Genomic DNA, 12,313 nt, shown 5'->3' on the forward strand with positions numbered 1-12,313 from the left:
CCGGGGCGGTGGCGGCGCGGTCGGCGCGGTCGGCGCCCAGCCCGACGCCGAGCAGCAGGATCGCGCTGCCGAAGTGCAGCACGTTGTCCGCGCCGTTCAGGGCGAGGATGTTCGCCGACGACCCGACCAGGAACAGCCCCAGCAGCCCGACCAGCAGGTAGACCGCGCCGACGGTCGTGTTCGCGCCGCGCGCGGCCCGTACCGAGGACAGCGCGGCGCCCAGCAGGGCGGCGCCGATCGCGAGGTGCACGATGTTGTGCAGCGGGTTGACCTCGAAGAAGATCAGCGTCCCGCCCTCGGTCCCCGCGAAGTCCGCGCCGGAGCTCACGAAGAAGCCGGCGATCCCGACGAGCAGGTAGACGGCGCCGAAGATCCCGCCGACGAGGCGGTTGGCAGACTGGCCCATGGTGATCTCTCCTCCCGGGGTGCGTCCCCGCTGACGTGGCGCACGGTGCGTGCGCTGGTGGTGGTTCGGAGCCGGGGGCGGCCCGGATGGGTCCGACCTGCGGCGGGGGGCCCGCGTGGGCCCGGCGACCGCTCCCGCACCCGTCCGGGGGCTGGACGGCACCGGGGGGCGTGCACCAGGGTGGGAGGCATGCTCGTGGCGTTCTCCGTGTCCCCGCTCGGTGCGGGTGAGTCCGTGACCGAGGCCGTGGCCGACGCGGTGCGCGTCGTCCGGGAGTCCGGCCTGCCGCACCGCACCGACGCCATGTTCACCACGATCGAGGGTGAGTGGGACGAGTGCATGGACGTCGTGAAGCGGGCGTCCGAGGCGGTCGGGCGGCACGCCGGTCGCGTGAGCCTGGTGCTGAAGGCCGACATCCGGCCGGGGCGTACCGGTGAGCTGACCGGCAAGGTCGAGCGTCTGGAGGAGCACCTGTCCGCGTGACGGCGTGCGCGCCCGGCCCCGGTGCCGGCCGCGCCGGCGTGGACATCTCGTGCAGATGGGTGAGCCCGGGGACCGGTGCGGTCCCGGGGGTGGAAGACTTCCGCGGGGTGGAGCGCCCGGCGGTGCCGAGCGCCGAGCGACGGCGCGTGCGGCGCGGTGGTGCGGTCCGGCAGGCGGCCGCGGGAAGGGGTGCAGCGCACTGATGGCGATCTTCGAGCTCGACGGCGGCCAGGGGACCCTCGTCCAGCCGATGCGGCCCCGGGCCGACGCGTTCGAGGCCGACTCGTCCGCGCTGGTGACCGAGCACGTGTCGGACCTCCTGGGCGAGCAGGTGCTGACCGTCCGCGAGGGTGCCGGTGGCGGCCCGCACCTGCTGGCGCTGGACGCGGGCTCGCGGCCCGTGGTGGTCGAGGTCGTGCAGCTGCTGGACGAGGCCGGCCTGGTGCGCGCGCTGCGGCACGCGGGCGGCGCCGCCCGCCTGAGCCGCGCCGAGCTCGCCCGGATGTACCGCGGCGGCCCGGAGGCGTTCGAGGCGGACCTCGCGGTGTTCCGCGACCGCGCGCCGGTGCTGCAGTCGCAGCGGCCCGTGCCGCCCGGTGCCCGGCTGGTCGTGGTGTGCGCCGAGGTGGCGGACGACGTGCTGGACGCGGTCGAGCACGTGACCGCCGGCGGTGGTGTGGAGGTGCTGCGGCTGGGTGTGACCCACGGCCCCGGCGGCCGCCGCTACGTCGACGTGTCCCCGCTGCGCGCGACCCCCGGTCAGCGCCGCGCCGTCGAGCCCGGCCCGCGGACCGGCGCCGTGCCGGTGACCGCCGGTCGCACGGCCGCGTCGGGCAGCCAGCGCGGCGTCGCCGCGACCGACCCGACGCCCGTGGTCCGCGAGGGCGACGAGCACCACCGGCACGCGGCCCCGACGCCGGAGCCGCGCCCCGCGCCGCGGACCGACGAGACCACGCTGATCCCGCCCGTCGTCGACGACGTCCCCGCCCCGCGCGACGGCGACGCGGGCGACCCGCTGCCCGAGCTGGAGGCGCTCGCCGCCGCCGAGCGCCGCGACCTGGAGCTCGTGTGGCACCGGGTGCGCCGCAACCAGCGGCTGGTGGCGACGCTGCGGGTGGACGGGCTGATCGAGCTCGCCGACGGCAGCGTGCACGCCGACCCGAGCAGCGCCGCGACGGCGGCCGCCGACCTCGAGCGGCCCGCCGACGGCTGGCGGGTGTGGCGGTTCGGCGAGGACGGCCCGACGCTCGGCGAGGCCGTCGGCGCCTGACCGCCGCGGACGCGGTCCGTCACGACCAGCCGTACGCCGCCGTCCACCGGCTGACCTCGGCGTACAGCCTGGCCCGCACGGGCGCCGGCGACAGCGTGAGGTCGTGCAGCCCGCCGGCGATCCGCACCACGGACACCACCGGGCCGAGCTGCACCGCGCGCCGGGCCAGCAGCTCGACGTCGAGCACCACGTCGGCGGCGCGCATGTCCTCGCTCCACCGCGGGCTGATCACCGTCCGCTCGGACGCGAGCATGAGCACGGGCACCCGGATGTGCAGCCCGCGGGCCACCTCGGCGTGCCCGGCGAGGATCGCCGCCAGCCAGCCGGCCCGCACCGGGAACGACGGCACCGGCCGCCAGGCGTCCTCGTAGGTCCACTCGCCGCCGTCGGCGGCGCGCAGCGTGCGGGCGTAGTACCCGGGGTCGATGTTCGGCAGCGGCGCCTTCGGCTGCAGCCGGGCGAGCCGGGCGACCGCGGGCGCGCTGATGTGCCGCACCAGCGCGGCGCCCTGCAGCTCGAGCCACGGCGAGTTGAGCACGAGCCCGTGCAGGCGCCCGGGGTGCCGGTTCGCCCACAGCGAGGCGATGAGCCCGCCGGTCGAGTGGCCCATGAGCATCACCCGCGCGAACCGGCCGAGGTCGCGGTGCACCTGGTCGAGCGCCGCCTCGATCTCCTCGTCGTAGGTGCGCAGGTCGTCGACGTACCCGGGGGTCTGGTGCGGTCGGAGGCTGCGCCCGTACTTGCGCAGGTCGAGGGCGTAGAACGCGGCGCCCTGGGCGTGCCAGAACTCGGCGAGCCCGGTCTGGAAGAAGTAGTCGGACCAGCCGTGCAGGTAGAGCACGGCGCGGGACGGACGCAGCCGCTCGGTCGTCGGCGGGGCGTACCGGACGAGGCTGGCGACGACCTCACCCTCGTCGTCGGGCGCCAGGTCGAGCGTCCGGACGCGGTAGTCCTCGCCCAGGACGTCGGTCTGCCACCGGCCGGCCATCGCGTGCCCCCCTCGTCGGCCCCGCGGGCCGTCAGACCTCCGCGACGACCTTGCCGAACTGCTCGCCGCGCGCCAAGCGTGCCAGGCCCTCGCCGACCCGGGCCAGCGGGACGGTCGAGTCGACGACGGGCCGGACGCCGGTGCGGGCGAGGAACGCGAGCAGCTGCTCCAGGTCCTGCCTGCTGCCCATGGTCGCGCCGAGCACCGCGATCTCCAGGAAGAACAGCCGCTGGATCTCCATCGCGGCGGGGTCCCCGGTGGTGGCGCCGGCGACGACGATCGTGCCGCCCGGCCGCACCGAGCGCACCGAGTGCGACCAGGTCGCGGCGCCCACGGTCTCGACGACCAGGTCGACCCGGACGGGCAGCCGCTCGCCGGGACCGACGGCGCCCGCGGCGCCCAGCTCCAGCGCCCGCGCCCGCCGCTGCTCGTCCCGGCTGGTCACCCAGACCTCGAGGCCGGCCGCCGAGGCGAGCCGGATCGCGGCGGTGGACACGCCGCCGCCCGCGCCCTGCACGAGCACCCGCTGCCCGGGCTGCGCGCGGCCGGTGCCGAACAGCATCCGGTACGCGGTGAGCCAGGCGGTCGGCACGCACGCCGCCTCGACGAACGACAGCTCCGCGGGCTTGGCGACCAGGTTCCACGTGGGGACGGCGACCCGCTCGGCGATCGTGCCGGGGTACCGCTCGGACAGCAGCGAGCGCGGCTCCGCGGGCCCGACGCCGTGACCGCTCGCGCCGCCGATCACGGCGTGCAGCACGACCTCCCGGCCGTCGGGGGTGACGCCGGCGCCGTCGGTGCCCAGCACCATCGGCAGCTGCTCCGGCTTCAGGCCCACGCCGCGCAGCGACCACAGGTCGTGCTGGTTGAGCGCCGCCGCGCGCACGTCGACGGTCGTCCAGTGCTCCCGGGCCCCGGGTTCGGGGTGCTCCCCGACGGTCAGCCCCGCCAGGGGGTCGTCGGGCGAGAACCGGGTGACCATCGCGGCGAGCACCCCCCGACCCTAGCCCCGCCCGCGCCCGACGACCCGGGGCCCCCGCCCGCGCGCCCACGCGCCCACGCGCCGGCCCTCGCCGAGATGGCAACTCTCGGCTGTCGTGGGGCGCGCGACCGCAGCCGAGAGTTGCCGTCTCGGCGGCGGGCGCGCGGGGTGCGTGGGCGGGCGCGCGGGGTGCGCCGGGTGCGTGGGCGGGCGCGCGGGGTGCGTGGGCGGGCGCCCGCGGGGTGCGCGGGCGGCGGGTCAGAGCAGGGGGAGCATGCGGCCCAGGTCCGGGACGGAGTCCGAGGTGAACCGCGGCGCGAGCGCCGCCGCCAGCACGTCGACGTCGTAGGGCACGCGGCCGGCGGCGAGGCGCACCCAGGTCAGCGGCTGCACGACGTCGAGGTCCCACCCGCCGCGGGCCTGCACGATGTGCAGCAGCTCGGTGGCCACGAGGTCGAGCGCGTCGCCGTCGACCGGCCCGGCGGAGGTGACCCCGTCGCCGAGCCCGCCCTCGGGCCCGAGCCCGCCGGGCACGCCGGGCAGCGGGCCGACGCCGGTGCCGAGCTCCGCCCGCGACCCCGGGGCGGCGCCGCGGGCGCGGGCGAGCGAGCGCTGCAGGTCGTCGGCGTGCACGACGAGCTCGGTGATCCGGGAGGCGAGCATCGTGGACAGCAGGACGGGGCCGCGGCGGGCCTGCACGACCCGGTCGTCCGGGCCGAGCTCCTCGGCCCGGCGCACCGCCCGCGCGACCAGCGCGTCGACGTGCCGCAGCGGGTCGTCGGCGATCTCGGCGGCGAGCTCCTTGGTGACCCGGTCGATGTCCGCGGCCCGGCCCGCGTAGGAGCCGAGGTACTCGGCGAGGCTGAGCGGCACGGTGCCGGCGGGGGCGGGCTCGCACACGGCGAGCGCGTCCATGGCCCGGCCGAGGTGCGCGACGAGCTCGGCGACGCTCCACCCGTCCAGCACGCTGGCCGCGCGCGCGGTGTCGGCGTCCAGCACGTCCCCGACCCACGAGCGCAGCGCGTCCCACTGCCGGCGCAGCACGTCGGTGCGCGCGGTCACGTCCCCGGTCCTCATGGGGTCAGCGTGCCAGACGCCGCCGCGCGCCCGGCGCGCCGTCCCGCCCGGCGCCCGGCCGGGCGCCCGGCCTCAGCCCGCGAGGTGCTCGCGCACGAGCGGCCCGAGCTGCTCGTGCTCGATGAGGAACCCGTCGTGGCCGTAGGGCGTGCGCAGCGTGCGCAGCGGCCGGGCCCCCGGGATCCCGGCCGCGATCCGCGCGGACTGCTCGGGCAGGAACAGCCGGTCCGAGTCGACCGCGACCACGAGCGTGTCCGCCGTGACGCAGGCCAGCGCGGCCTCGACGCCGCCGCGGTCCCGGCCGAGATCGTGCGTGATCATCGAGCGGGTGAGCACGGCGTAGGTGTTGGCGTCGAACCGGCGCGCGAGCTTGTCCCCGTGGTGGTCGAGGTAGGACTGCACCGCGAACCGGCCGCCGTCGAGCGGCTCCTCGCCGCCCTGCGGGATGCGGCCGAACCGGGCGTCGAGCTCGGCGGCGCTGCGGTAGGTCTGGTGGGCGATCTGCCGCGCGAGACCGAGCCCGACGTGCGGGCCCTCGCCGTCGGGGGCGTCGTAGTAGTCGCCGCCGCGGAACCGCGGGTCGGCGGTCAGCGCGGTGAGCTGGGTGTGGAACGAGGCGATCTGGTCGCCGGAGGTCTGCGCGCTGGTGGCGATCGCGGCGAGCCGGCGGACCCGGTCGGGCGCGGTGACGGCCCACTCGAGCGCGCGCTGCCCGCCCATCGACGCACCGACGACGAGCGCCCAGGACCCGATGCCCAGGGCCTCGGCGAGCCGCAGCTCGGCGGCGACCTGGTCGCGGACGGTCAGCTGCGGGAACCGGCTGCCCCACGGCCGCCCGTCGGGCGCGGTGCTGGCCGGGCCGGTGCTGCCCTGGCAGCCGCCGAGCACGTTCGGCGCGACGACGTACCAGCGGTCGGTGTCGATCGGCGCGCCGGGGCCGACGAGCGTCGACCACCAGCCGGGGGTGGGGTGGCCGGGGCCGGCGTCGCCGGTGACGTGCGAGTCGCCGGTGAGCGCGTGCAGCACGAGCACCGCGTTCGAGCCGTCGGGGGCGGGGGTGCCCCAGGTCTCGTAGGCCATCCGGACGTCGGGCAGCCGCCCGCCCGCCTCCAGGTCGAGCGCGCCGAGGTCGACGAACCGGCGCCGGCCGGCCGGGTCGCCCTCGCGCCAGGCGGACGACGCGCGCGGCGGGCTGCTCGGCGCGCGCCGCCCCCCGCGGTCGCCGGGGCCGGCCGCGGGCGTGGTGCGGGTGGTGCGGTGGGGCACGGGGCGTCCTGACGTCGGTGCGCCGACGGGCGCCGTGGGGGCCACGGCGCCCGTCGGGGTGGATCGGGTGGCGGGCACGGGGGCGCTCAGGCCCCCTTGGCGGCGCGGAAGCCGGCGTCGAGGTCGGCGAGGATGTCCTCGATCCCCTCCAGGCCCACGGAGAGCCGGACCAGCCCGGGCGTGACGCCGGACAGCGCCTGCTCCTCGGGCGTCAGCTGGCTGTGCGTGGTCGAGGCGGGGTGGATGACCAGCGAGCGGACGTCGCCGATGTTCGCGACGTTCGAGTGCAGCTCCAGCGCCGAGACGAACGCCTGGCCCGCGGCGGCCCCGCCCTCGACCTCGAACGCGAGGACCGCCCCGGTGCCGTTCGGGCCGTACTTGCGGCCGAGCTCGTACTGCGGGTGCGACGGCAGGCCGGCGTAGGTCACCGACAGCACGTCGTCCCGCGCCTCGAGCCACTCGGCGACCTTCTGGGCGTTGGCGACGTGCCGCTCGACCCGCAGGGACAGCGTCTCCAGGCCCTGGGCGATGAGGAACGCGTTGAACGGGCTGATCGCCGCCCCGAGGTCACGCAGCAGCTGGACCCGGGCGCGCAGCACGTAGGAGAGGTTGACGCCGAACGCGCCGTCCTTGCCGAGGTCCCGGGCGAACACCAGGCCGTCGTAGGACGGGTCGGGCTGGTTGAACGACGGGTACCGCTCGGGGTCGGCGCCGTAGTCGAACGTGCCGCCGTCGACGATGACGCCGCCGATGGCCGCGCCGTGGCCGCCGAGGTACTTGGTCGCCGAGTGCACGACGACGTCCGCGCCCCACTCCAGCGGCCGGATGAGGTAGGGCGTCGGCACGGTGTTGTCGACGATCAGCGGGACGCCCGCCTCGTGGGCGACGCCGGCGACGGTCTCGATGTCGAGCACGTCCTGCTTCGGGTTCGGCACCGTCTCCGCGAAGAACGCCTTGGTGTTCGGGCGGACGGCGTCCCGCCAGGCCTGCGGGTCGTGCGGGTCGGTGACGAACGTCGTCTCGATGCCGAACCGGGGGAGCGTGTGGTGCAGCAGGTTGTAGGTGCCGCCGTACAGGCTGGGGCTGGCGACCACGTGGCTGCCGGCCTCGGCGATGTTGAGGATCGCGTACGTCTCCGCGGCCTGGCCGGAGGCGAGCAGCAGCGCGCCGACGCCGCCCTCGAGGGAGGCGATCCGGTCCTCGACGGCCTGGACGGTCGGGTTGCCGATCCGGGTGTAGATGGGGCCGAGGTCCTTGAGCGCGAACCGGTCGGCGGCGACGCCGGCGTCGGGGAACACGTAGGACGTCGTCTGGTAGATCGGCAGCGCGCGGGCGCCGGTGGCGCTGTCGGGCGTCTGGCCGGCGTGGATCTGGCGGGTCTCGAAGGACCACTGGGACTGGCTCATCGGGCTCTCCTGGCGGTGCTGGGGGCTGGCGGTGCGGGCGGGTGGTGGGCGGTGCGCACGCGCGTCGTGCCAGGAGGGGTCCCGGGCGGCCGGTGCCGGTGTGCGGCGCCCCGGGCGACGGTCGGTGTCGCGGTCTGCGGGGGCGCCGGGGCCGCGTGCCCCGGGGGGCCTGCGGGCACAGCCGAGCGTGCGCTGGTCAGCGACACATTCGGCGGGACATGCGGCCCACAGTACGGAGCGGCCGCCACGCTGTGGAACAGCCGTCTCACTCATCGAGACGCGCTGTCCACGTCGGGGCGGGCGGGGCGGCGGGACGGCACGTCGGGAGGCGTGCGCGTGGTCCGTGCGGGTGATTCGCGTCCCTCGCTGTCCGGTTCGTCCCGAACCACGCCGATGTGACTCATGTGAACGGTGTGACTCGTGTTCACTTCTGTGATTTTCCCCGGTAGCGTCCTTCGCGGGGCGCGGGACTCCGCCCGCCCCGGCCGCGTACGACGTGCGCGGGGGGCGGCGGACAGGCGACGAGAGGCAGACGGGTGCGAACCACGGGACGAGCGCGCGCAGCGCGCGGGGCAGCCGCGGCGATCACGGCGGCGGTGCTGCTGCTGCCGGCGGGCGGGGTGGCGCTGGCCGACCCCGACGTGAGCGACCAAGACGTCCGGGACGCGCGGCAGGCCGTGTCGTCCGCGTCCTCGGCGGTCGCCGGCATCGAGGTCCGGCTCGCGGAGCTCAGCTCGCAGGCGGAGACCAGCCAGGTCGCGGTGCAGCAGGCGGGCGAGGCGTACGCGCAGGCCCAGGCCGACCTGGCCGCCGCGCAGCAGGCCGCCACCGACGCCGCCGCGCAGTACGACCAGGCGCAGGAGCAGTTCACCTCCGCGCGGGCGACGCTGGTCGCGATCGCCCGCGAGGCGGCCCGCTCCGGCGGCTCGATGGACACCCTGCAGGCCCTGCTCTCCGCCGACGGCTTCGAGGAGGTCGTCCAGCGCAGCGAGGGGCTGTCGCACGTCAGCTCGAAGGCCGACCAGGCGGTGCAGGGCTACCTCGCCGCCGAGCAGGTCGCCACCACGCTGAAGGACAAGGCCGACGAGGCCGCCGCCGCGCGGACGTCCGCGGCCGCCGGGGCGGAGGACGCCCTGGCCGCCGCGCAGAAGACGCAGGCGGACGCCGACGCGGCCGTCGCCGCCGCGCAGACGGAGCGCGCGGGCCTGATCCAGCAGCTCGCCGCCGCGCGGAGCACCAGCGCCGAGGTCGAGCAGGCCCGCCAGGACCAGATCGACGCCGAGCGCCGGCAGCGCGCCGAGGCCGCCGCCCAGGCCGAGCGCACCGCCACCCCGGCGGCCGGCACGCCCGCGGCGGGCGGCGGCAGCGCGACGCCGGCGGCGGGCGGCGGGACGACGTCGCCCTCGACGCCGAGCGCGCCGTCGACGCCGAGCACGCCGTCGACCCCCAGCACCCCGTCGACCCCGAGCACCCCGTCGACCCCGAGCAGGCCGCCGGTCACGACGCCGCCCGTCACGGCCCCGCCCGTGACCGCCCCGCCCGTGACGACGCCGCCGCCGGTGTCCGCGAGCAAGGCGGAGACGGCGATCGCGTGGGCCCGGACCAAGCTCGGGCTGCCGTACGTCTGGGGCGGCACCGGCCCCAACGGGTACGACTGCTCGGGCCTCACGCAGGGCGCCTGGAAGGCGGCCGGGGTCAACCTGAACCGGACCTCCCGCGACCAGTACCGCCAGGTCACCAAGATCGCGTACGGCGACATGCAGCCGGGCGACCTGGTGTTCTGGGGCACCAACAAGAACGACGCGAACAGCGTCTACCACGTGGCGCTGTACATCGGGAACGGCCAGATCCTGGAGGCCCCGAGCGAGGGCAAGCCGGTGCGCGTCGCGGCCATGCGGTACTCGAACTCGATGGCCTACGCGGGCCGCGTCGGCTGAGCCGGCACCGCCCCCGCGGGCGACGACGAAGGGCCCCGGCGCGCGTGCTGCGCGCCGGGGCCCTTCGCCGTGCACGGCCCGCCGGGAGGCGGACCGCCCTGCTCAGTGCTGGTCGTAGCCCACGTCGATCGCGCGCTGCCGGGAGCGCTCGATCTCGGCCTCGGCCTCGGCGCGGCCGACCCAGTGCGCCCCCTCGACCGACTTGCCGGGCTCCAGGTCCTTGTAGACCTCGAAGAAGTGCTGGATCTCGAGGCGGTGGAAGTCCGAGACGTCGTCGATGTCCTGGCGCCACGCGGCGCGCTGGTCGCCCGTCGGCACGCAGAGCACCTTGTCGTCGCCGCCGGCCTCGTCGCGCATGCGGAACATGCCCAGGGCGCGGCAGCGGATCAGGCAGCCCGGGAACGTCGGCTCCTCGAGCAGCACGAGCGCGTCCAGCGGGTCGCCGTCCTCGCCCAGGGTGCCGTCGATGAAGCCGTAGTCGTCCGGGTACCGGGTCGAGGTGAACAGCATGCGGTCCAGCCGGATCCGTCCGGTCGCATGGTCGACCTCGTACTTGTTCCGCTGGCCCTTGGGGATCTCGATCGTGACGTCGAACTCCACACCTGCTCCTTCGTCTCCGCCGCCGGCGACCGTGGCGCTGCGGCGCGCAGCTGATCACGGCGGCGTGCCAGGTGGTGGCTCGTCGCCTTCAAGCCCCTAGTGTGACGCACGGACGGCTCGGCGGTGGCCCGGGCCGCGGATGTCGACGGGAACGGGTGGTCCGGTGGCGCGCGCGGGCAGGACGGTGGGCGTCTCGGCGCTCGTGCTGGTGCTCGCCGGCGGCGCCTACGTCACCGCGGACGCCTACGACGTCGTCCCCGGGCTGGTCACCCTCGCGCCCGAGGCCGCGCCGGCGGCGCCGTTCCCGCAGCCGCCCGGCGCGGCCACGACCGGTGCCGGCGCGGCGGTGCTCGCGGACCTGGACCCGGCCGTCCCGGCGCCGGACGCCGCCCGGGTGCAGGCCCTGCTGGACGGGCTCGCGGTCGACCCGCGGCTGGGCCCGAGCGTGGGGGCGGTCGTGGCCGACGCCCTCACCGGCGAGGTGCTGGGCGAGAACGCGTCCGATGCGGCCCGCACCCCCGCGTCGACGGCGAAGCTCGTCACCGGCGTCGCGGCGCTGACCCGGCTCGGGGCCGACCGGACCTTCGACACCACGGTGCGCCAGGGCGCCGGGGACCAGGTGGTCCTGGTGGGCGGCGGCGACATGATGCTGGCCGCGGGCACCGGCGACCCGGACGCGGTGAACGGCCGCGCCGGCCTCGCCGACCTCGCGGCGCAGGTGGCGGTGCGGCTGCGCCTCGCGGGCCGGGACACCGTGACCCTCGGCCTCGACGACACGCTGTTCACCGGGCCGGCGACCGCGCCCGGCTGGGACCCCGCCGACCTGGCCGCCGGGTACGTCGCCCCGGTCGCCCCGCTGGCCGTCGACATCGCGAAGATCTCCGCCGGCGAGTACCCGCCCCGCCGGACCGACCCCGCGCTGCACGCCGCGACCGAGTTCGCCGCCCGGCTCACCGAGGCCGGCATCACCGTGTCCGGCGGCCCGGCGCGGGTGTCCGCGCCCGCCACCGGTGACGTGCTCGGCGTCGTCTCCTCGGCGCCGGTCCCCGAGGTCGCGCAGTACTTCCTCGACACCTCGGACAACACGATCACCGAGGTGGTCGCGCGGATGGTCGCGCTCGACCTCGGCCTGCCCGGCAGCTTCGAGGGCGCCACCCAGGCGGTGCTCCGAACCGCGCAGACCCTCGGGGTCGACACGGCGGGCGCCACGCTGGCCGACGCCTCGGGCCTGGCCGACGGGTCGGCGCTGCCGCCGCGGATGCTGCTCGACCTCCTGCAGCTGGTCGTCGACCCGGCGCACCCCGAGCTGCGCGAGGTGAGCAACGGCATGCCGATCGGCGGCCTGACCGGCACGCTCGCCGACCGGTTCCGGTCGGGCGACGCCACCGGGCTGGTGCGCGCGAAGACCGGCAGCCTGACCAGCGTGACGTCGCTCGCCGGGTCGGTGCTGGACGCCGACGGGCGGCTGCTGCTGTTCGTGCTGATGGCCGACCAGACCGGGGCGGTGGGGCAGTCCCAGCCGCGGCAGGCGCTCGACGGGTTCGTCTCGGCGCTCGCGGGCTGCGGCTGCCGGGGCTGACCCCGAGCGGACGCGGCCGGCCGCCCGCCCGGTCGCCCGCGGCCTGATCCCCACCGGATCGTCCCCGAGCCTGCCGATCGACCGGGTGGCGGCGGGACGATCGGGTGGGGGCACGGACGGCGACGGCCCCGCGCGGCGGCCCGCGGCCGCGCGTGGTTACGGTGGGCGGGTGCAGCCCGCTGTCGACTGGGACCTGGCCGCCCGGCTCGCCGCACGCGCGGCGCCCGGAACCCCCGGCGCGCCACGGTCGTTCCCCCCGTGGTGCCCCGCCCCGAGCGTCCGGTGGACCGCCCGCTGAGTCGCACCAGCGCCTCCGTGG

Annotated in this window: 11 protein-coding genes; 4 read left to right on the forward strand and 7 right to left on the reverse strand. The window is 77.0% G+C overall.

Annotated elements, in window-relative coordinates; translation table 11 throughout:
- On the reverse strand, positions 1-406 hold a 406-nt coding region (locus tag FA014_RS13380; RefSeq protein ID WP_154730164.1), incomplete at its 3' end, for a DUF4383 domain-containing protein.
- A gap of 189 nt (positions 407-595) precedes the next feature.
- Between FA014_RS13380 and FA014_RS13385 the strand changes: the two genes are divergently transcribed.
- Positions 596-889, forward strand: a complete 294-nt coding sequence (locus FA014_RS13385) for an MTH1187 family thiamine-binding protein (protein WP_154730165.1) — start codon at positions 596-598, stop codon at positions 887-889.
- A 202-nt stretch (positions 890-1,091) separates the two neighbouring features.
- A complete protein-coding gene (locus FA014_RS13390) occupies positions 1,092-2,159 on the forward strand; it encodes a hypothetical protein (protein ID WP_154730166.1) in 1,068 nt (355 codons plus the stop codon).
- 19 nt (positions 2,160-2,178) lie between these two features.
- On the opposite strand, the gene FA014_RS13395 is transcribed toward FA014_RS13390, so the two are convergent.
- From FA014_RS13395 to FA014_RS13415, 5 genes are all read right to left on the reverse strand, one after another.
- The gene (locus FA014_RS13395) at positions 2,179-3,147 is read right to left on the reverse strand and encodes an alpha/beta hydrolase (protein WP_154730167.1); all 969 of its coding nucleotides are present in this window, start codon (positions 3,145-3,147) and stop codon (positions 2,179-2,181) included.
- 31 nt (positions 3,148-3,178) lie between these two features.
- The gene (locus tag FA014_RS13400; RefSeq protein WP_154730168.1) at positions 3,179-4,141 is read right to left on the reverse strand and encodes a zinc-binding dehydrogenase; all 963 of its coding nucleotides are present in this window, start codon (positions 4,139-4,141) and stop codon (positions 3,179-3,181) included.
- 246 nt (positions 4,142-4,387) lie between these two features.
- A complete protein-coding gene (locus tag FA014_RS13405) occupies positions 4,388-5,206 on the reverse strand; it encodes a maleylpyruvate isomerase N-terminal domain-containing protein (RefSeq protein WP_154730169.1) in 819 nt (272 codons plus the stop codon).
- A gap of 72 nt (positions 5,207-5,278) precedes the next feature.
- Positions 5,279-6,472 (reverse strand): homoserine O-acetyltransferase MetX, encoded by a 1,194-nt coding sequence (gene metX / locus FA014_RS13410; RefSeq protein WP_154730170.1) that lies wholly within the window; start codon positions 6,470-6,472, stop codon positions 5,279-5,281.
- A gap of 86 nt (positions 6,473-6,558) precedes the next feature.
- The gene (locus tag FA014_RS13415; RefSeq protein ID WP_154730171.1) at positions 6,559-7,878 is read right to left on the reverse strand and encodes a bifunctional o-acetylhomoserine/o-acetylserine sulfhydrylase; all 1,320 of its coding nucleotides are present in this window, start codon (positions 7,876-7,878) and stop codon (positions 6,559-6,561) included.
- 596 nt (positions 7,879-8,474) lie between these two features.
- Between FA014_RS13415 and FA014_RS13420 the strand changes: the two genes are divergently transcribed.
- Entirely contained in the window at positions 8,475-9,815 is a 1,341-nt protein-coding gene (locus FA014_RS13420; protein WP_154730172.1) for a C40 family peptidase, read from the forward strand.
- Positions 9,816-9,917: 102 nt separating this feature from the next.
- On the opposite strand, the gene FA014_RS13425 is transcribed toward FA014_RS13420, so the two are convergent.
- On the reverse strand, positions 9,918-10,415 hold the full coding sequence (locus tag FA014_RS13425; protein ID WP_154730173.1) for an inorganic diphosphatase: 498 nt from the start codon (positions 10,413-10,415) through the stop codon (positions 9,918-9,920).
- Positions 10,416-10,578: 163 nt separating this feature from the next.
- Here FA014_RS13425 and dacB point away from each other — a divergent pair, with 163 nt between their 5' ends.
- A complete protein-coding gene (gene dacB, locus FA014_RS13430) occupies positions 10,579-11,994 on the forward strand; it encodes a D-alanyl-D-alanine carboxypeptidase/D-alanyl-D-alanine endopeptidase (RefSeq protein ID WP_154730174.1) in 1,416 nt (471 codons plus the stop codon).
- Positions 11,995-12,313 lie beyond the last annotated feature (319 nt).

The organism is Cellulomonas hominis, from assembly GCF_005239125.1.
GTDB lineage: Bacteria > Actinomycetota > Actinomycetes > Actinomycetales > Cellulomonadaceae > Cellulomonas > Cellulomonas hominis_A.